Source organism: Aeromicrobium sp. CFBP 8757, from assembly GCF_014841755.1.
Classification (GTDB): Bacteria; Actinomycetota; Actinomycetes; order Propionibacteriales; family Nocardioidaceae; genus Aeromicrobium.
Map to the genome: position 1 here is coordinate 1 of NZ_JACYUM010000011.1, position 18,849 is coordinate 18,849.

General features: G+C 70.5%; 20 protein-coding genes. 9 read left to right on the top strand and 11 right to left on the bottom strand.

What is annotated here, in order from left to right:
- Window positions 1-275 precede the first annotated feature (275 nt).
- Entirely contained in the window at window positions 276-1,664 is a 1,389-nt protein-coding gene (gene pntB / locus IFT73_RS17655) for a Re/Si-specific NAD(P)(+) transhydrogenase subunit beta (RefSeq protein WP_192168755.1), read from the bottom strand.
- A gap of 9 nt (window positions 1,665-1,673) precedes the next feature.
- Entirely contained in the window at window positions 1,674-3,218 is a 1,545-nt protein-coding gene (locus IFT73_RS17660; RefSeq protein WP_192168756.1) for a Re/Si-specific NAD(P)(+) transhydrogenase subunit alpha, read from the bottom strand.
- Window positions 3,219-3,334: 116 nt separating this feature from the next.
- On the opposite strand from IFT73_RS17660, the gene IFT73_RS17665 reads away from it, so the two are divergent.
- Window positions 3,335-3,754 carry a hypothetical protein gene (locus tag IFT73_RS17665; RefSeq protein WP_192168757.1) on the top strand — a complete coding sequence of 140 codons (420 nt, stop codon included), beginning with the start codon at window positions 3,335-3,337 and terminating at the stop codon, window positions 3,752-3,754.
- Between the two features lie 12 nt (window positions 3,755-3,766).
- Here the strand turns inward: IFT73_RS17665 and IFT73_RS17670 are convergent, their stop codons facing one another.
- Window positions 3,767-4,702, bottom strand: a complete 936-nt coding sequence (locus IFT73_RS17670; RefSeq protein ID WP_192168758.1) for a 1,4-dihydroxy-2-naphthoyl-CoA synthase — start codon at window positions 4,700-4,702, stop codon at window positions 3,767-3,769.
- 51 nt (window positions 4,703-4,753) lie between these two features.
- Here IFT73_RS17670 and IFT73_RS17675 point away from each other — a divergent pair, with 51 nt between their 5' ends.
- Entirely contained in the window at window positions 4,754-5,143 is a 390-nt protein-coding gene (locus tag IFT73_RS17675; RefSeq protein WP_056604764.1) for a DUF4180 domain-containing protein, read from the top strand.
- Window positions 5,144-5,201: 58 nt separating this feature from the next.
- Window positions 5,202-6,083: an SDR family oxidoreductase gene (locus tag IFT73_RS17680; RefSeq protein WP_192168759.1), complete on the top strand. Its 882-nt coding sequence runs from the start codon at window positions 5,202-5,204 to the stop codon at window positions 6,081-6,083.
- A gap of 202 nt (window positions 6,084-6,285) precedes the next feature.
- On the opposite strand, the gene IFT73_RS17685 is transcribed toward IFT73_RS17680, so the two are convergent.
- Complete coding sequence (locus tag IFT73_RS17685; RefSeq protein WP_192168760.1) at window positions 6,286-6,930, bottom strand: ACT domain-containing protein; 645 nt, start codon at window positions 6,928-6,930, stop codon at window positions 6,286-6,288.
- Window positions 6,931-6,985: 55 nt separating this feature from the next.
- Between IFT73_RS17685 and IFT73_RS17690 the strand changes: the two genes are divergently transcribed.
- Complete coding sequence (locus tag IFT73_RS17690; protein ID WP_192168761.1) at window positions 6,986-7,324, top strand: DUF3817 domain-containing protein; 339 nt, start codon at window positions 6,986-6,988, stop codon at window positions 7,322-7,324.
- Between the two features lie 80 nt (window positions 7,325-7,404).
- Here the strand turns inward: IFT73_RS17690 and IFT73_RS17695 are convergent, their stop codons facing one another.
- Window positions 7,405-8,565 (bottom strand): ScyD/ScyE family protein, encoded by a 1,161-nt coding sequence (locus IFT73_RS17695; RefSeq protein ID WP_192168762.1) that lies wholly within the window; start codon window positions 8,563-8,565, stop codon window positions 7,405-7,407.
- Between the two features lie 134 nt (window positions 8,566-8,699).
- Window positions 8,700-9,599 carry a LysR family transcriptional regulator gene (locus tag IFT73_RS17700; RefSeq protein WP_192168763.1) on the bottom strand — a complete coding sequence of 300 codons (900 nt, stop codon included), beginning with the start codon at window positions 9,597-9,599 and terminating at the stop codon, window positions 8,700-8,702.
- Between the two features lie 70 nt (window positions 9,600-9,669).
- Between IFT73_RS17700 and gabT the strand changes: the two genes are divergently transcribed.
- Both gabT and IFT73_RS17710 read left to right on the top strand, forming a co-directional pair.
- On the top strand, window positions 9,670-11,001 hold the full coding sequence (gene gabT / locus IFT73_RS17705; protein WP_192168764.1) for a 4-aminobutyrate--2-oxoglutarate transaminase: 1,332 nt from the start codon (window positions 9,670-9,672) through the stop codon (window positions 10,999-11,001).
- On the top strand, window positions 10,998-12,434 hold the full coding sequence (locus tag IFT73_RS17710; protein ID WP_192168765.1) for an NAD-dependent succinate-semialdehyde dehydrogenase: 1,437 nt from the start codon (window positions 10,998-11,000) through the stop codon (window positions 12,432-12,434). The genes gabT and IFT73_RS17710 overlap by 4 nt, the downstream gene beginning before the upstream one ends.
- Before the next feature lie 130 nt (window positions 12,435-12,564).
- On the opposite strand, the gene IFT73_RS17715 is transcribed toward IFT73_RS17710, so the two are convergent.
- Window positions 12,565-13,917 carry an NAD-dependent succinate-semialdehyde dehydrogenase gene (locus IFT73_RS17715; RefSeq protein WP_192168766.1) on the bottom strand — a complete coding sequence of 451 codons (1,353 nt, stop codon included), beginning with the start codon at window positions 13,915-13,917 and terminating at the stop codon, window positions 12,565-12,567.
- Window positions 13,918-13,954: 37 nt separating this feature from the next.
- Entirely contained in the window at window positions 13,955-14,578 is a 624-nt protein-coding gene (locus tag IFT73_RS17720; protein ID WP_192168767.1) for a Pr6Pr family membrane protein, read from the bottom strand.
- A 23-nt stretch (window positions 14,579-14,601) separates the two neighbouring features.
- Between IFT73_RS17720 and IFT73_RS17725 the strand changes: the two genes are divergently transcribed.
- Both IFT73_RS17725 and IFT73_RS17730 read left to right on the top strand, forming a co-directional pair.
- Window positions 14,602-15,333 carry a CatB-related O-acetyltransferase gene (locus tag IFT73_RS17725; RefSeq protein ID WP_192168768.1) on the top strand — a complete coding sequence of 244 codons (732 nt, stop codon included), beginning with the start codon at window positions 14,602-14,604 and terminating at the stop codon, window positions 15,331-15,333.
- Window positions 15,334-15,381: 48 nt separating this feature from the next.
- Window positions 15,382-16,311, top strand: a complete 930-nt coding sequence (locus tag IFT73_RS17730; protein WP_192168769.1) for a Ku protein — start codon at window positions 15,382-15,384, stop codon at window positions 16,309-16,311.
- On the opposite strand, the gene IFT73_RS17735 is transcribed toward IFT73_RS17730, so the two are convergent.
- A complete protein-coding gene (locus tag IFT73_RS17735) occupies window positions 16,304-17,017 on the bottom strand; it encodes a GAF and ANTAR domain-containing protein (RefSeq protein WP_192168770.1) in 714 nt (237 codons plus the stop codon). The genes IFT73_RS17730 and IFT73_RS17735 overlap by 8 nt on opposite strands.
- Before the next feature lie 212 nt (window positions 17,018-17,229).
- Between IFT73_RS17735 and IFT73_RS17740 the strand changes: the two genes are divergently transcribed.
- Window positions 17,230-17,730: a hypothetical protein gene (locus IFT73_RS17740; RefSeq protein WP_192168771.1), complete on the top strand. Its 501-nt coding sequence runs from the start codon at window positions 17,230-17,232 to the stop codon at window positions 17,728-17,730.
- On the opposite strand, the gene IFT73_RS17745 is transcribed toward IFT73_RS17740, so the two are convergent.
- A complete protein-coding gene (locus IFT73_RS17745) occupies window positions 17,721-17,945 on the bottom strand; it encodes a hypothetical protein (RefSeq protein ID WP_192168772.1) in 225 nt (74 codons plus the stop codon). The two genes, IFT73_RS17740 and IFT73_RS17745, sit on opposite strands and share 10 nt — an antisense overlap.
- A gap of 114 nt (window positions 17,946-18,059) precedes the next feature.
- On the bottom strand, window positions 18,060-18,836 hold the full coding sequence (locus tag IFT73_RS17750) for a sigma-70 family RNA polymerase sigma factor (protein WP_162248821.1): 777 nt from the start codon (window positions 18,834-18,836) through the stop codon (window positions 18,060-18,062).
- Between the last annotated feature and the right edge of the window lie 13 nt (window positions 18,837-18,849).

Below are 18,849 nucleotides of genomic sequence, written 5' to 3' on the forward strand. Positions count from 1 at the left end.
TTCGCCAGGGAGCGAAGCGACCGTGAGGGCGAAGCCCGAGGCGAACCACAGCGATCAGACCTACGTCACGTCGCCTCAGCGGTAGTAGCCGAAGTAGAAGACGCCGATCACCACGATCGCCATGCCGAGGAAGATGAGTCCTCGGCTTCCCTTGGTGTCGTCGGGTCGGTCGTACTGGGTCTTGTCCATGGAGTGCTCCTGAATCGTGGGGCGAACTCCCTCCATACCGAGGGTATGTCAGGACCTGACCCCGCGACGCCTCCTCGACGTGTGACCTACAGCGCCTTCAGGATGTCCTCGACCCGCTCCTTGGCGTCGCCGAACAGCATCTGCGAGTTGTCGCGGAAGAACAGCGGGTTCTGGACGCCGGCGTAGCCCGTGGCCATCGACCGCTTGAAGATCACGACGTCCGCCGCCTCCCACACCGTCAGCACCGGCATGCCGGCGATCGGCGAGGACGGGTCCTCGGTCGCGGCGGGGTTGACGGTGTCGTTGGCGCCGATGACCAGGACGACCGAGGTGTCCTTGAAGTCGTCGTTGATCTCGTCCATCTCGAGCACGATGTCGTACGGCACCTTGGCCTCGGCCAGCAGGACGTTCATGTGCCCCGGCAGCCTGCCGGCGACGGGGTGGATGCCGAAGCGCACCTCGACCCCCCGCTCGCGCAGCCTGCGCACCAGGTCGGCGACGGGGTACTGCGCCTGCGCGACGGCCATGCCGTAGCCGGGCGTGATGATGACGCTGGACGCGTTCTTCAGCAGCTCGGCGGTGTCCTCGGCGGTGATCTCGCGGTGCTCGCCGTAGTCCTTGTCGTCGGCGGGCCCGGCCTCGATGCCGAAGCCGCCGGCGATGACGGAGATGAACGAGCGGTTCATCGCCTGGCACATGATGTACGACAGGTACGCACCCGACGAGCCGACCAGCGCACCGGTGACGATCAAGGCGTCGTTGTCGAGCAGGAAGCCCGATGCCGCCGCGGCCCAGCCCGAGTAAGAGTTGAGCATCGACACCACGACGGGCATGTCGCCACCGCCGATCGACGCCACGAGGTGCCAGCCGAGCGCCAGGGCGACGATCGTGACGAGGACCAGCAGCCACAGCGCGGGGCTGATGACGAACCAGATCGTCAAGATGACGAACAGCGCGAGGGCGCCGAGGTTGATGTAGTTCTTGCCCGGCAGCATCAGCGGGGTGCTCTTGATGCGGGCCGACAGCTTGAGGAACGCGACGATCGAGCCCGTGAACGTCACGGCGCCGATGAACACGCCGACGAACACCTCGGCGTTGTGGATGTCCTCGAGCGACTGCAGCTCGAAGTAGCCGTGCTCGAGGTAGCCGTTCCAGCCCACCAGCACGGCGGCCAGGCCGACGAACGAGTGCAGCAGCGCGATGAGCTCGGGCATGCCGGTCATCTCGACCACCCGGGCGCGCCACAGGCCGATCGCGGCGCCGATGGCCACGGCGATCAGCAGCAGGACGACCGAGGTCGTGTCGGCGACGTCGGCGACCACGATGAACGTCGCGACGAGCGCGATCGCCATGCCCGAGATGCCGAACAGGACGCCCTGCGAGGCGGTCTCGTGCTTCGACAGGCCGGCGAGCGACAGGATGAACAGGAGCGAGGCGACGATGTACGCCGCGGTGGCGATGCTGAAGGAGTCCATGATCAGCCCTTACTTCGAGAACATGCTGAGCATGCGGCGGGTCACGGCGAATCCGCCGAAGACGTTGATGGACGCGAGCAAGATCGCGACGAACGCGAGGACGCGGATGACGGTGTCGTTCTCGGAGCCGTCGACCCCGATCTGCAGCATCGCGCCGACCACGATGATGCCGCTGATCGCGTTGGTGACGCTCATGAGCGGCGTGTGCAGCGCGTGGTGCACCTTGCCGATGACGTAGTAGCCGATCACGATCGCCAGCACCAGCACCGTGAAGTGCTCGGGCAGCGGCGGCGGCGCGTAGGCGTTGACCAGGAACAGCGCGAGGATGCCGAGACCCACCAGGCCGAGCTTGGCGCGCTGCGTCATGACCGCCTTGGGCGCCTTGGGCTCCGGCGCCGCGGCTGCCGGAGCAGCGGCCGGCGCGGCCGACACCTGCACGGGCGGCGGCGGCCACGTGGTCTCGCCGTCGCGGACGACCGTGATGGTGCGCTGCACGACGTCGTCGAAGTCGAGGACGAGCTGCCCGTCCTTGGCCGGCGTCAGCAGCTTCAGCAGGTTGACGAGGTTCGTGCCGTACAGCTGCGAGGCCTGCGTGGGAAGGCGTCCCGCGAGGTCGGTGTAGCCGATGATCGTGACGCCGTTGGCCGTCACGACCGCCTCGCCCGGCACCGAGCCGACGACGTTGCCGCCGTTGGCCGCGGCCATGTCGACGATGACGCTGCCGGCCTTCATCGAGGCGACGTCGGCCTCGGTGATCAGCACGGGCGCGGCGCGTCCCGGGATCAGCGCGGTCGTGATGATGATGTCGACGTCGGCGGCCTGCTCGGAGTAGATCTCGGCGGCACGCGCGTTGTAGGCGTCGGTCGTGGCCTTGGCGTAGCCGTCGGTCGACTGCTCGGTCTCGACCTCGACCTGCAGGTACTCGCCGCCCAGCGACTTGACCTGGTCGGCGACCTCGGCGCGGGGGTCGGTGGCCCGCACGATCGCGCCGAGGCTGTTCGCGGTGCCGATCGCCGCGAGGCCGGCCACGCCGACACCCGCCACGAGCACCTTGGCGGGCGGCACCTTGCCGGCCGCGGTGATCTGCCCGGTGAAGAAGCGGCCGAACACGTTCGCGGCCTCGACGACGGCGCGGTAGCCCGCGATGTTGGCCATCGAGCTCAGGACGTCCATCGACTGGGCCCGCGAGATGCGCGGGACGGCGTCCATCGCCAGGACCGTGATGGGACGCGCCGACAGCTGCTCGACGAGCTCGGGGTTGAGCGCGGGGCTGATGATGCTGACCAGCGTCGCGCCGTCGGCCAGCTGGCCGATCTCGCCCGCGGACGGCGCGTTGACCTTGAGCACGACGTCGCTGCCCCACGTCTCGGCCGTCCCGCGGATCGCGGCGCCGGCCTCGGCGTAGGCCTCGTCGGTGAACGACGCCTTCTCGCCCGCGCCCGACTCGACGACGACCTCGTATCCGAGTCCGATCAGCTTGCCGACGGTCTCGGGGGTGGCCGCTACGCGGGTCTCGCCCGCCACGGTCTCTGTGACAACTCCCACAACGCTCATCCGGCGAACGTTATCCGTTCGACATGATCCCGACCACTGGGTGAGACACGCGTCTCACTTGATGGGCCACGCCCGATCGCCGAGGGATGTTGTCGCCGGCTGTCAGGATCGACGGTGTGAACCGACTCCTGGCCACCGCCGCCCTCCTCCCCGTCCTCGCCCTCGGCGCGTGCTCGGACGTGCAGGAGGCCGCGTCCGACGCCGCCTCCGACGCCGGCAACCGGGCCGGCTGCGCCGTGGCCGCACGCGTCGTCGACGAGGGCCGCACGCTCGTCGGCGACATCGCGACCGACCTCGGCGCCGATCCCACGGCCGCGCGCGCGAAGCTCACGGCGACGCGCGAGGCGCTCGCCGCCGCGGAGCAGGGGCTCAGCGACGACGTCCGGACCCAGGTCGGTCAGGCCGTCGAGGCGCTCGACTCCCTGCGCGACGAGGCGCGCGCGGTCGCCGACGGCAGCAGCGTCGACGAGACGGTCGTCGCGCAGGCCCAGGCCGAGTACGACGCCGCAGCCCGCCAGGTCACCGGCGTCTGCTGAGACCGCCGCCGGTCAGTAGTACCAGGGGTAGGGGCTGAAGTCGGGCTCGCGCTTCTCGAGGAACTGGTCGCGCCCCTCCTGCGCCTCGTCGGTCATGTAGGCCAGGCGCGTCGTCTCGCCCATCAGCACCTGCTGGCCGACCAGGCCGTCGTCGATCGCGTTGAACGAGTACTTGAGCATGCGCTGGGCGGTCGGGCTCTTGGCGTTGATGAGCCGCCCCCACTCCAGCGCCACGGTCTCGAGCTCGGCGTGCGGGACGGCCTTGTTGACGGTGCCCATGCGGACGCCGTCCTCGGCCGAGTACTCCTGGGCGAGGAAGAAGATCTCGCGGGCGAACTTCTGGCCCACCTGGCGGGCGAGGTAGGCCGAGCCGAATCCGCCGTCGAACGAGCCCACGTCGGCGTCGGTCTGCTTGAAGCGGGCGTGCTCGGCGCTGGCGAGCGTCAGGTCGGAGACGACGTGCAGGCTGTGGCCGCCGCCGGCCGCCCAGCCGGGCACGACCGAGATGACGACCTTCGGCATGAACCGGATCAGGCGCTGCACCTCGAGGATGTGCAGACGACCCAGCCGCGCCTTGTCGATCGGGTTGGGCGGCGCGCCCTCGTCATCGTGCCCCGCCTCCTCGTACTGGTAGCCCGCCTTGCCGCGGATGCGCTGGTCGCCACCCGTGCAGAAGGAGTGCTTGCCGTTCTTGGGGCTCGGGCCGTTGCCGGTGAGCAGGACGCATCCCACGTCGGCCGACGTCCGCGCGTGCTCGAGCGTCGTGAGCAGCTCGTCGACCGTGTGCGGCCGGAACGCGTTGAGGATGTCGGGACGGTCGAAGGCGATGCGGACGGTCCCGTGGTCGACGGCCCGGTGGTACGTCAGGTCGGTGAGGCCCTCGAAGCCGGGGATCTCATGCCAGGCCGAGGGGTCGAAGGTGTCGGACACGTGTTCGAGGGCGCTCATGGCGGCGACGTTACCGGGCGCGCACCCCCCGCATGTCGCTATGGTCGGCGCATGACAGACGAGCACGTGGTCACCGTGTACGGCACGCCCGTGATGGTCTGCGCACCCGACGGGCTGCCGCTCGACACCGACGGGGCCGCGACCGAGCTCGTCGGCGAGGCGATCGGGCAGCGCGCCGAGATCGTCGTCGTCCCGACCGAGCGCCTGACCGACGACTTCTTCGACCTCGGCACCGGCACCGCCGACGTCTTCGCGCAGAAGTTCGGGACGTACCGCATGCGGCTCGCCGTCGTCGGCGACATCGCCCAGCGCGTCGCCGGCAGCGACCGCCTCGCGGAGTGGGTCGACGCGTCCAACCGGGGGCAGTCCCTGTGGTTCTGCCCGACGTTCGACGACTTCCAGGCCCGGCTCGACCGGCGGCGCCCCACTCCGCCGATGTGACGCGAGCAGCGCGCACGCCCTCTGGCGCAGTTCAGATACCGACGGTATCTTGACCGGCATGGCTCAGACATTCACCGGCAAGGTCGCACTCGTCACGGGTGCCGCACGTGGCATCGGAGCGGGCGTCGCCCGCGGGTTCGTGCGAGGAGGCGGACGCGTCGCGCTCGTGGGGCTCGAGCCCGAGCTGCTCGAGGCCCTCTCGGACGAGCTCGGTGACGCCGCCGCCTGGTGGGAGGCCGACGTCCGCGACGGCGCCGCCGTCAAGGCGGCCGTCGACGCCGCCGCCGACCACTTCGGACGCCTCGACGTCGTGCTCGCCAACGCCGGCATCGCGTCGTACGGCACGGTGCGCCAGATCGACGACGAGGCCTTCGCGCGCGTCGTCGACATCAACGTCAACGGCGTCTTCCGCACCCTCAAGCACACGACCCCGCACCTCGTGGCGTCCCGGGGCTACGCGCTGGTCGTCGCGTCGCAGGCGTCCTTCACGCCGTTGGCCGGCCTCGCGTCGTACAACGCGAGCAAGGCCGGCGCCGAGTCGCTCGCGATGGCCTACAAGCAAGAGGTCGCCCACCTCGGCATCGACGTCGGCGTGTGTCATCCGTCGTGGATCGACACCGACATCGTGCGCAACGCCGAGAAGGATCTGCCGACGTTCCGCGACATCCGCCAGAAGCTGCCGTGGCCCGCCAACGGCACGACGAGCGTCGAGGAGTGCGTCGACCTGATCCTGCAGGGCTTCGCGAAGCGCAAGGGACGGGTCTACGTCCCGAAGAACGTCGTGGTGTCGAACTGGACCAAGTCGTTCGTGAACTCTCCCGTCGCGTGGCCCGTGCTCAAGCGCATGGCGGGCAGGGCGGTCCCCGGCATGGAGCGCGAGGTCGAGGCGCTCGGCCGCTTCCACCACGCGCACGTGCCTGAGAGCAAGGCCGCGGAGTAACCCCGCCCCGGCCCCGCGCAGTTTCCCAGGTGAACCCCGGAAGCTTCCGGGGTCAACCTGGGAGTCCTGCGCCTGACCCCGGGAGCAACAGGGGTCAGGCTCCGGACAGCAGCGTTCACCCAGGAATCCGCGTGTCGACAGGACCGCCGGGGAGATTTCCAGGTCCACCTGGGAATCTGCGGACCGCTGCGTGCGGGACGGTCTAGACGACCTGCACCGATGCGGCGAGCGAGGCCATGTGGCCCAGGCGGGCCACCTCGGAGTCGAGGAACTCGGGTCCGCCGTGGCGGCCGACCACGACGACGAGCTGGTGGCCCTTGCGGTCGCGGGCGGGGGCGGCGGCCAGCACGGTCGACTCCCACGCGGGCACCGCGCGCAGCACCTTGGCCCGCCGCAGGCCCAGCCAGTCGTCGGCCTCGGGCACGAGCTTCGGCGCGGTCGGCGACTCGGCCATCACGTGCGTCACCCCGTCGACCCGGTCGAGCGCCACGGCCCAGTCGGTGCGGAACGTCTCGGGGACGACCTCGACCAGTCGGGCGATCGCCCGGGCCGGGTCCTCCGTGAACCGCTCGACGGCCTCGAGGTCCATGCTCAGGTTCGCTCCCGCGGCGTAGCGCGAGATCCACTCGACCGTGACGCCCTCGAGCTCGTGGCAGGCCGTGATCAGCGCATCGGGCATGACTTGCGGAGGCAGCTCGAGCAGGACGTCGTCGACGACCAGGCCACCGGTCCGCCGCTCGACGATCTCGATCGCCTCGATGTCGGCGCCCGCGGAACCGAGCGCCGTGGCGAGCGCACCCAGCGAGCCGGGCACGTCAGGCAGCTCGACACGCAGCAGGAAGGCCATATGACCATTCTCACCGGTCGGCATTTCGTTGCGGTTACGCGGGTAGCGTGGTGGCGTGAATCCTGCCGTCGTCCGCACCGTCTTCCGCACCGTCGCCATCGCCGAGGCCGTCTCGTGGGCCCTGCTGCTCGTCGCGATGTTCTTCAAGTGGGTCCTCGACGCCGAGCCGCTGGGGCTCCACGAGGGTGGCGTCCCCGTGGCCGGACCGATCCACGGTGGCGTGTTCGTGCTGTACGTCGCCATGGCCGTCGTGTCGAAGTTCGTCTTCCGCTGGGACCTCAAGACCCTCGTGCTGGCGCTCGCCGCCAGCATCCCGCCGTTCTTCACGGTCTGGTTCGAGACGTGGGCCGACCGCAGCGGCAGGCTGCGGGCACCAGCGGCCGCTTCTGCCTGACCGCCCCGCCGGGCGTCCCCGCCCCGCGCTGCTGCGGGGACGCCCGTCCATGCCCTGCGCCGTGGCCGGCGACCCGCTCGTCAGTGGTGGTGCGAGCTGATCCGCACGGTCTGCAACCGGCCGACGGGCTGAGGACCCTCAGCGCCTCCCCCGAACGCGTCGGTCGTGACGTACAGCGTGCTGTGCCGCTTCGACCCGACCCACTCCACCGCGCCGGGTGACGTCAGCGGGAGCGAGCGGCGGTGGGACGACCGCGGTGAGACCAGCGTGACCTGGCCCGCCCCGTTGGCGCCGCCGAACAGCTCGGCGACGGCGATCGTCCCGTCGGGACCGAGGGCGAGATCCACCGCACCGACGAATCCGCCGGCCACTGCTCGCACGTCACCCGTCGAGGGGTCGACCTTGACGACCGCGCCACGGGCGCCGAGGCTCGCGTCCTCGGGACCGCCGGGCAGGAGGCTGACGTACAACCATCCGTCGCGGCCCCGCTCGACATCGGTGGGGACGGACTCGAAGTAGTACGTGCGCCCCGCGGCGCAGGTCGGCAGGCCCTGCGCCTGCAGCGCGGTCGCCGACACCTGTGCCGTGACCGGCGGCAGCACGGCGACCGTCCTCACACGACTGTGCGAGCGGCCCGTGCGGACCGCGAGGATCGCGTTGGCCCCTGCGTCCGCGACGAAGACCTGTCCGCGGCTCGCGGACGTCGCGTACGGGTGGCTGTCGACGGCGCCGCGGTACACCGCCGGGTTGTCGGCCGGGAACTGGGCTGCACACGACTCGGGAAGGCCCCTGAACCCGTACGTCGTGTCCTGGTCGGGATTGGCCGACGCCTCGTACGCCCGCAGGTCGGCGATGACCCGCGGGGTTCCGTGACGACCCTGGGAGTAGAGCGTGGCCGACGGAGCCGTCGGATCCTGCCCCGTCGACGCCCAGTAGATCGTGCTGCCGGACGTCGAGACGGCGCCGAGCTCGTCGCCCGGCGACGTCGCGATCGTCGACGACTGTCCGCCGCGGGTGAACCTGACCAGCTCGCCGCGGAAGTTCTGCGAGACGAGGGCCCGACCGCGGCCGTCGACCGCGAGGCTCAACGGCGTCAGCAGCCCCTCGGCGATGGTGTGGGGTCTGCCGATCGACGACCCCGGGTCGTGCCCGTGCCCTCCTGCGAGGGCGGGGGACGCCGTGACGGTGGCGGTGGCGAGCAACGTCGCCGCGATGATGAACGTACGTGATGGCCGCTTCATGAGATTCCTTCCGAGCTGATGACTGGGCGGCCCCCCACTTCGTCGTCTCTACGGCGCAAGTTACGCCCGCCGTTGCGGCGCGTCCAGACCTCGCCGGGGTCCTGGTCCCGCCCCCGGCGCGGTTCGCCCCGAAGTCAGGACCGTCCTGGGACCGGAGCCACCTCGGCGCCGTAGCGCTCGACGCAGAACGCCGTGAGCCGCTCGGCGAGGCCCGCGAGCGTCGCGGCGGCGTGGTGCTCGGGCTCCCAGGCAGCGAACAGCTCGATGCGCAGGGGGCCGTCGCGACCCTCGATCTCGCTGCCGCGCAGGTCGAAGCGCGGGTCGTCCGTCACGATCGCGACCCCTCGACCGGCGGCTGCCAGCGCCTGCGCGACCTGCGGGTGGCTGCACTCGACGACGTCACGCGCCACGAGGTCGGCGCGGTCGAGCGCGTGGTCGAGGATCTGCCGGGGCTTGAGCCCCGACCCCAGCACGAGCAGCGTCTCGTCGATGAGGTCGTCCAGTCGGACGGTCGACCCCGTCCACGGGTGACCGTCGCGGACGTAGGCCCACACCGGCAGCACCGCGATGGGTGCGCCGGCCAACGAGGAGGGCGGTCGCTCCGTGACGATCGCGAGGTCGGCACCCCCGCGCAGGGCCGCATGGGCGTCCCGCGGCCCCGACTCCAGCACCGTCGGCATGGGGTCGTCGGGCTCGAACGTGGCGAGGAACGGCGCGATGACGTCGGTGAGCGTCGTGGTCGGCGACATGATCGTCACCCGTTCGAGGCGCCCGGCCGCGTACGACCGAGCGACCGCTCGTGCGCCGTCGGCCCGCCGCAGCACGTCGCGCGCGTAGGGCAGCAGCTCGCGCCCCGCGGCGCTCAGGCGGAGCCGACCCGCGCTGCGCACGAACAGGTCGACGCCGAGGTCGTGCTCGAGCTGGCGCAGCTGTCGCGAGATCGCCGGCTGCGTCACGTGGACGACGTCGGCGGCGGCGCTGACCGAACCCGAGTCGGCGACGGCGACGAAGTACCCGAGGGTGCGCAGTTCCATGCCTGCAGAGCATAGGCGCGATCGCACCTGAGTATTGGACGGCATGGGTCGCGAGGTCGAGAATGAACGCATGACTGCTCATCTCCAGCAACGCCGCGAGCTCGTGACCGCCGTCCCGGGACCCCGTTCGATCGAGCTGATGGCCCGCAAGGACGCCGCCGTCGCGCAGGGCATCGGCACCACCATGCCGGTCTTTGCGGTCGAGGCCGGCGGCGGCGTCGTCAAGGACGTCGACGGCAACACGTTCATCGACCTCGGCTCCGGCATCGCCGTCACGACCGTCGGCAACAGCGCGCCCCGCGTCGTCGAGGCGGTGCAGCGGCAGGTCGAGTCGTTCACCCACACGTGCTTCATGGTGACGCCCTACGAGGGCTACGTCGCCGTCGCCGAGGCGCTCAACCGGTTGACGCCCGGCGACCACGAGAAGCGCTCCGCGCTGTTCAACTCGGGCGCCGAGGCCGTCGAGAACGCCATCAAGATCGCCCGCGCGCACACCAAGCGCCAGGCCGTCGTGGTGTTCGACCACGCGTACCACGGGCGCACCAACCTGACGATGGCCATGACGGCCAAGTCGATGCCCTACAAGAGCGGGTTCGGCCCGTTCGCCCCCGAGGTCTACCGCGCGCCGATGTCGTACCCCTACCGCGACCACGCGGTCTCGGGCGCCGAGGCCGCGCGCGACGCCATCACGATCATCGAGAAGCAGGTCGGCGCCGCGAACCTCGCCGCCGTCGTGATCGAGCCGATCCAGGGCGAGGGCGGCTTCATCGTCCCGGCCGACGGCTTCCTGCCCGCGATCTCGCAGTGGTGCACCGACAACGGCGTCGTGTTCGTCGCCGACGAGGTGCAGACGGGCTTCGCCCGCACCGGCGCGATGTTCGCGTGCGACCACGAGGGTGTCGTGCCCGACCTGATCGTCACGGCCAAGGGCATCGCGGGCGGTCTGCCCCTCTCGGCGGTCACGGGTCGTGCCGACGTCATGGACGCCTCGCACGTCAGCGGCCTCGGCGGCACCTACGGCGGCAACCCCCTGGCGTGCGCCGCGGCCCTCGCGACGATCGAGACGATCGAGCAGGACGGCCTCGTGGCGCGCGCCGGCGAGATCGAGCGCCTCATGGTCCCGGCCCTGCAGAAGCTGCAGGCCGACGACGACCGCATCGGCGACGTCCGTGGACGCGGCGCGATGATCGCGGTCGAGCTCGTCCGCCCGGGCACCGACGAGCCCGACGCCGACCTCGCGAAGGCCGTCGCGACCAGCGCCCACCGGGCCGGCGTGATTGTCTTGACGTGCGGGACGTTCGGCAACGTCTTGCGCTTCCTGCCCCCGCTGTCCATCAGCGACGAGCTCCTCACCGAGGGGCTCCAGATCCTCACCCACGCCTTCGAGGAGACGAACGCATGACCGCTACCGACCTGTTCATCGACAACGAGTGGCGCGCCGGCGGCGACGGGACGTTCGACGTCGTCGACCCCGCCACCGGCCGGACCATCCGGCCCGTGTCCGACGGCAGCGAGGCCGATGCGGTCGCCGCGGTCGACGCTGCCGCCGCCGCGCTGACCACGTGGCGCCGGGTCGCACCCCGCGAGCGCGGCGAGATCCTGCGCCGCACGTTCGAGCTCATGATCCGCGACCGCGACGAGCTCGGTGAGCTGATCGCCGCCGAAAACGGCAAGTCGCTGACCGACGCCAAGGGCGAGGTCACGTACTCGGCCGAGTTCTTCCGCTGGTACGCCGAGGAGGGCGTGCGCATGGGCGGCGACTACGGCGTCGCCCCCGCGGGCGGCACCCGCACGCTGGTGACGCACCACCCCGTGGGCGTCGCAGCACTCGTCACGCCGTGGAACTTCCCGGCCGCGATGGCGACCCGCAAGATCGCCCCCGCGCTCGCCGCCGGATGCACCGTCGTGCTCAAGCCCGCCGCCGAGACGCCCCTGACGGCCTTCGCGATCGCCCGGCTCATGGTCGAGGCGGGTCTGCCCGAGGGCGTCGTCAACATCGTCCCGGCGAGCTCGGCGTCCAAGGTCGTGACGCGGTGGATGGAGGACCCGCGAGTCCGCAAGATCTCGTTCACCGGCTCGACGGGCATCGGATCGGTGCTGCTCAAGCAGGCCGCCGACCGCATCGTCAACTCCTCGATGGAGCTCGGCGGCAACGCACCCCTGATCGTCACCGACGACGCCGACCTGGACGCGGCGGTCGAGGGCACCATGATCGCGAAGTTCCGCGGTGGCGGCCAGGCGTGCACGGCGGCCAACCGCCTGTACGTCCACGCCGACGTCGTCGAGGAGTTCGCGGCCAAGCTCGGCGCGAAGGTCGCCTCGCTGAAGGTCGGGCCCGCGGCGGACGGTTCCGACATCGGTCCGCTCATCAACGCCAAGGCGGTCGACAAGACCTCGAAGCTGCTCGCCGGCGCCCTCGAGGCGGGCGCGCGCGTGACGCACGAGGCGTCCGTGCCGTCCGACCACGCGGACGGCTTCTGGTTCGCGCCGACCGTGCTGGTCGACGTGCCCGCCGACGCCGAGATCGTCCACGAGGAGATCTTCGGGCCCATCGCGCCGATCGTCTCCTGGACGACCGACGAGGAGGTCATCGGCTACGCCAACGACACCGAGATGGGCCTGGCGGCCTACGTCTTCACGGGCGACCTGCAGCGCGGCATCCGACTCGGCGAGGCGATCGAGGCCGGGATGGTCGGCGTCAACCGCGGGCTCGTGTCGGACCCCGCGGCGCCGTTCGGCGGCATGAAGCAGAGCGGCATCGGCCGTGAGGGCGCCCGCATGGGTCTGGAGGAGTTCCAGGAGACCCAGTACCTCAGCATCGCCTGGCCGGACTGAATCGCCGCTCGCTCGGCCCATGAGGTGACCATGGGCCGAGCGAGCGCAGCGAGCGAAGGCAGGCGCCCAGGCGAAGCCTGGCAGGCGCGAGGAACGAGCGGCTGGAGCGGCGAGGAACGAGCCGCGCGCCTCAGTCGGCGATGTAGAACATGCGCTTGTTGACGAACTCGTCCATGCCGAGCGGGCCGAGCTCGCGGCCGAAGCCGGAGCGCTTGACGCCGCCGAACGGGATGTCGGCGCCCTCGCCGGCCGTCGTGTTGACGTTGGCCATGCCGACCTCGAGGCGCTGTGCCAGCGACCGCGCCCGCTCGGGGTCGGCGCTGAACACCGAGCCGCCGAGCCCGTACGTCGTGTCGTTGGCGAGCTCGAGTGCCTCGTCGTCCGAGCCGACCTTGTAGACGACCGCGACGGGGCCGAACAGCTCCTCGGAGTACGCCCGCATGTCCTTCGTGATGCCCGTCAGCACGGCCGGCGAGTAGTGCGCGTCGGGTCCGTCGCTCAGCACGCCGCCGGCGTGCAGCGTCGCACCCTTGCTGACGGCGTCCTGCACCTGCTCGTGGAGCGTCTCGGCGGCCTTGCGCGACGACAGCGGCGAGAACGACTCGACCGCGAGGGCCTTCTCGGTGATCTTGGCGACGAAGTCGTCGAACAGGTCGTCCATCACGATCATGCGCTTGTTGGAGTTGCAGGCCTGGCCCGTGTTGTAGGTGCGGTAGTCCCACGCGTCGCCGACGACGGAGTCGAGGTCGTCGGTGTCGAGGACGACCATCGGGTCGGAGCCGCCCAGCTCGAGGACGCACTTCTTGAGGTTCTTGCCGGCCAGCGCGGCCACGACGGCACCGGCGCGCTCCGATCCCGTGAGGGAGACGCCCGCGACACGGGGGTCGGCGATGATCGTCTCGACCTGGTCGAACGTCGCGAACACGTTGACGTACGCGCCCTCGGGCAGCCCGGCGTCCTTCATGATCTGCTCGACGGCCAGCGCCGACCGCGGCACGCTCTCGGCGTGCTTGAGGATGATGGTGTTGCCCAGCATCAGGTTCGGGGCCGCGAAACGGGCGATCTGGTAGAACGGGAAGTTCCACGGCATGACGCCCAGCAGCGGCCCGACGGGCAGCCGCTGGATGACGGCACGGCCGCCCGAGATGCTCTTGATCTCCTGGTCGGCAGTCAGGCCCGGTCCCTCGTCGGCGAAGTAGTCGAAGATCGCCTGGCAGAACTCGGCCTCCTCGACCCCCTCCGAGACGGGCTTGCCCATCTCCTGCGTCGCGATCGCGGCGAGCTCGTCGGCCCGCTCGGCGAACAACGCCGCGACGCGCTTGACGACGACCGCGCGCTCCTCGATCGGCACGTCCTTCCACGTCGCGTAGGCCGCGTGGGACGCCGTCAGCGCCGCCTGGACCTGCTCGTCGGTCGCGTGGTCGAACGACTCGAGGACCTCACCGGTCGAGGGATCGGTCACCTGGTACGTGGGGCTGGTCATGGGGGTGCTCCTTCTCGTGGTCGTCGTGGTCCCGACGTTACAGGCGGACGTCCGATGTGCGACTGATCCGGACGTAGATCGAGGCGATGACGACGAATCCCGCGGTCATGACCAGGCAGATCGTCGAAACCGTGAGCGCCCCGAGCTCGGCGACGTCGAGGAAGCCGTAGGGGACGGCAGCGGTCGTGGTGGGCGTCAGGACGAACACCGGCTCGGCCAGCTCGGCCCGCACCAGCGTGTACACCAGCCAGGCGACGGGGAAGGCCAGCGACCACATCGCCGTCCACGCGAGCCGCGTGCGCGGCCGGAACGCCACGAAGCCGATGACCGACATCACCGGGACGACGTAGTGGAAGATCTTGTCGAACCACCACTCGGCACCGTCGAAGTCGCCGTTGCCGGCCAGGATCGTCGCGTAGACCAGGCCGGTCACGGTGATCGCGGTCAGGCTCGCCAGGCGCAGGACCCCGAAGGCCGTGCCGCCGCGGTCGGGCCGCAGCACCAGCAGCACGCACGTCACGAGCACCAGCAGGTTCGACTCGATAGTGAAGTAGCTGGCGAAGTTCGCGAACGACCGGTCCTGGTCGATCGTGATGACCGCCTGGCCCACGAGCGCGACGGCCGCGAGCACCGCGACGAGTCCGTGCCAGAGTCGGGTCACGACCCTGACGATAGTCTCCGTGGGTGAGCGAGCACATCCGCGGAGACCACCACGTCCGGCGCGTCGGGGCGTCACGCCTGCTCGTCGAGCCGCCCGTGCGGGTGCTGGGCGACCTGCTGCTGCGGTCCGACACGCGGGTCGGCTGCTTCACCGAGTTCGGCCAGCACGTCGAGGTGCAGGCCGCCGACATCGGCCGGTACAGCGAGATCGGCAACAACTCCACGATCGGCGCGACCGGCCACCCGCTGACGTGGATGGGCGTCTCGGCGTTCCAGTACAAGCACGCCACGTGGGGCTGGCACCCGTCGGCCGCCGAGTCGCAGGTCATCGACCCCGAGGCCGGCGGACGTCAGTCGTTCCGCAGCGTCGGCCCCGACCGGGCGTGGATCGGCAACGACGTGTGGCTGGGTGCCGGCGTCGTCGTCCTGCGGGGCGTCACGATCGGCGACGGGTGCATCGTGGCCGCCAACGCCGTCGTCACCAAGGACCTCCCGCCCTACACGATCTGCGGCGGCCTGCCGGCCAAGGTCATCAAGAAGCGCCTGCCCGACGACGTGCGCGACGAGCTCGTCGCGCTGCAGTGGTGGCGTCACTCCCCCAACCAGCTCGCCGGCATCCCGTTCGACGACCCGGCCGCGGCCGTGACGGCGCTGCGTCCGCGCCTCGAGCGGGGGCTCGAGCCGTACGATCCCGGGTTCGTCGAGATCCCGAAGCCGCAGGAGCCGCGCCGGCGGTTCTCGCTGCCGCGCCGCTGACCCGCTCCCCCACCTTGCGACGGCAGGCCGGTCGCGCTTGACTGGAGGATGCGATCCATCTGGAAGGGCGCGATCAGCTTCGGCCTGGTCAGCGTGCCGGTCAAGGTCTACAGCGCGACCGAGAACCACGACATCTCGCTGCACCAGGTGCACGCGGCCGACGGCGGACGCATCCGGTACCAGCGTCGGTGCGAGGTCTGCGATCACGTCGTCGACTACGGCGACATCGACAAGGCGTACGACGACGGCAACCGGACCGTCGTCCTGACCGACCAGGACCTCAAGTCGCTGCCGGCCGAGCGCAACCACGAGATCGAGGTCGTCGAGTTCGTGCCCGCCGAGCAGGTCGACCTGCTGCGGCTCGACAAGAGCTACTACCTCGAGCCCGAGAGCTCGACGCTCAAGCAGTACACGCTGCTGCGCCGTGCGCTCGAGGACTCCGACCGCACCGCGATCGTCCGCTTCGCCCTGCGTCAGAAGACCCGGCTCGCGGCCCTGCGCGTGCGCGGCGACGTGCTGCTGCTGCAGACCCTCCTGTGGGACGACGAGGTGCGATCGCCCACGTTCGACGTGCTGAAGGAGAGCCCGCGCATCAGCCAGAAGGAGCGCGACATGGCCGCTCAGCTGGTCGACTCGCTGGCGGGCGACTTCGACAGCGCGGCCTTCACCGACGAGTACCAGGAGCAGCTGCGCACGCTCGTCGAGGCCAAGCTCGAGCAGGGCGCCGCGCTCGACACCGACGCGACGTTCGGCGCGCCGGACGGCGATGACGACGATGCCGACGTCGTCGACCTGATGGAGGCGCTCAAGCGCAGCATCGACCGCAAGAAGGCCCCGGCCTCGACGGCCAAGAAGGCACCCGCCGCGAAGACCGCCCCCGCCAAGAAGGCGACGGCCGCGAAGAAGACGGCGGCCAGGAAGGCGCCCGCCAAGAAGGCCGCGACGAAGAAGAAGGCGTCGCGGCCGAAGGCTAGCTGACCGAGGCGCTGTCGTCGTCGGGCACCGAGAACGTCGCGTTCGGCGAGTTGCGGTGGTCGACGACCCACTCGGCGACGTAGCGCAGCTTGACGTTGTGCGACTGCGACTGACGACGCAGGAACTCGAACGCACGGTCTGCGTCGATGCTGAAGCGCTCCATCAGGATGCCCTGCGCCTGGCCGATCAGCTTGCGGGCGTCGATCGCGACCTGCAGGCCCTCCTCGTTGTGGGCGTTGGCGATCGCGATCGAGGCGTGGCGCACGAAGATCGTCGCGACGGCCAGGTCGTCGTCGTCGAACGCGCCGACGCGATCGGCGTACAGGTTGAGCGAGCCGTAGCGTCGCGACCGCGTCTCGAGGCGCAGGCTCAGCACGCTGCGCATGCCGAGGGCGGCGACCGCCGGGCCCCACTTCTCCCACCGAGGGTCGACCCTGATGTCGTCGGACATGTAGTGGTCGGCGCCCTCGATCGCGTCGAGGCACGGCCCCTCGTCGTGGACGATCTGCAGGTTGTGCGACTCGCCGACGCGGCGGGACGTCGCGGCCGCGGTCTCGATCTGGTTGCGCGCGTGCACCAGCATGATGCCGGCCTCGTCGCACTCGGTGGCGAGCTTGGCGTACTCCGCGATGCGCTCGAGGGTGCTCTCGGACGTCGGCGCGTCGTGCAGGTCGAGGGCCATCTGCGAGAAGAAGGTCGAGCTGTCCATCGAGGAACCCCTTCTGAGATCGAGGCGCCTCATCGGGACGACCACATCGTGTCGAGAGGGCGCCGGACGGTCGGAGCGTGCAGTTTGACCGGGCAGGCCAAGGGTACTTGCACCATCGAGTACCTTCCTCCCCAGCATATGGGGCTCGAGGGGCGGAGGGCATCAGCCTTCCCGGCTCTCCTCGCACGACTCTCCATGAAGGGACGGGCCACATGACCACAGACCTTCACCTCTCCGGCCCCACCGTCACGATGTTCGGGACCCGCGATGCACTCGACGCCGCCCTCAGCGACGAGCTTGGCCGACGCGGCTGCGCCACGCACGTCGTCACCACGCCGATGGGCTGGCTGAGCTCCGTCACGAACGCCGTGATCCGTCTCGACACCGTCAGCGGCGACCGGGCGATGGCCGACCTGACGTCCCAGCGGATGCCGGCGACCCACGTCGTGGCGGTGTGCGCGACGTCCGACGACGAGGGGCTCGTCGCGCGGCTCGACGAGCTGTGCCGCCAGTGCGGCGACCAGCACGACGTCTCGGTCATCTGGCACTCGCCGTTCGGCCTGCCGACCGAGGGGCTGGACGGCGCGATCCTGCGGGCGTCCGACCTCGCGACCACGATCGCCGACGAGATCGGCCTGCAGGAGGCCTGGACCTCGGCTCCCTCGTACTCCAGCAAGACGTTCGAGCCCGGTCGTCACCGCGGTCATCCCTGATCCTGCTGCTCGCGGGCACGGTCGTCGAACATTCCGACGGTCGCGCGGACGTCCCACACGGTGCTGACCGAGTCGTGCGTCTCGACCCGGATGGCCGGCGAGCCGTCGATGTCGGCGGCCGTGGCGACCACTCCGTCGTGGAGGGTGAACTCGTGCAGGAGATCGACCTGCGCTCGGGGGTCACTGAGGGTGAACACCAAGGTGATGCGTGTCAACGGGCGCTCTTTCCGGTTCGCTGAAGCAGACGGCTGCTGCTGAACCGGCCGGAAAACCGTACCAACGAACGCCCGCGGCGGCACCGCGAGTGCGGGCGCCAGGGGTGCCGTGCGCTACGCGGCGTCGATCATCGCGGCACGCGACCGCAGCTGCTCGAGCAGCTTGGTGAGGCGGCGCGACACCTGCATCTGGCTGACGCCGACGATGTCGGCGATCTCCTGCTGCGTGCGGTCCTCGACGAACCGCAAGCGCAGCAGCTCGCGCTCGTCGTCGCCGAGCTCCTGGCACAGGGGGCCGACCGTGACCCAGTCGTCGATGAAGGAGTACGCCGACTCCTCCCACTTCAGGGTCTCGCCGAGCGGCTGTCCGCCGTCGCGCATGGGCTGGTCGAGCGACGTCGGCGAGAAGCAGCCGCGCGCGGCCATCGCCTCGCGGACGTCCGACTCCGAGGCGTCGATGTCACGGGCGATGTCGGCGACCAGCGGCGTGCGCGAGTCGGTCTGCAGCCGACGCTCGGACGCGGCGGTGATGTCGGCCTGCATCTGCTGGATGCGACGGGGCGGGCGGACGCTCCAGCAGTGGTCGCGGAAGTGCTTCTTGATCTCGCCGAGGATCGTCACGGTCGCGAACGGGACGAACTCGCCGCGGTCGTGGTGGAAGCCGCGGATGGCCTTGACGAGCGCGAAGTTGGCGACCTGCACGAGGTCGTCGCGGTCGACGCCACGACCCGCGTAACGTCCCGCGAGGTGGCGCGCCAGACCCAGGTGGCGGCGGACGACCTCGTCCTCCAGACGCGCGCGCTCGGCGGGCTCGGCCGCGGCGGCGGCCTGCAGCAACGACGTGACGTCGTCGGTGTCGATCTCTGATGCGCGTGCGGGAGCAGAATTCACGATGACCCTCCTG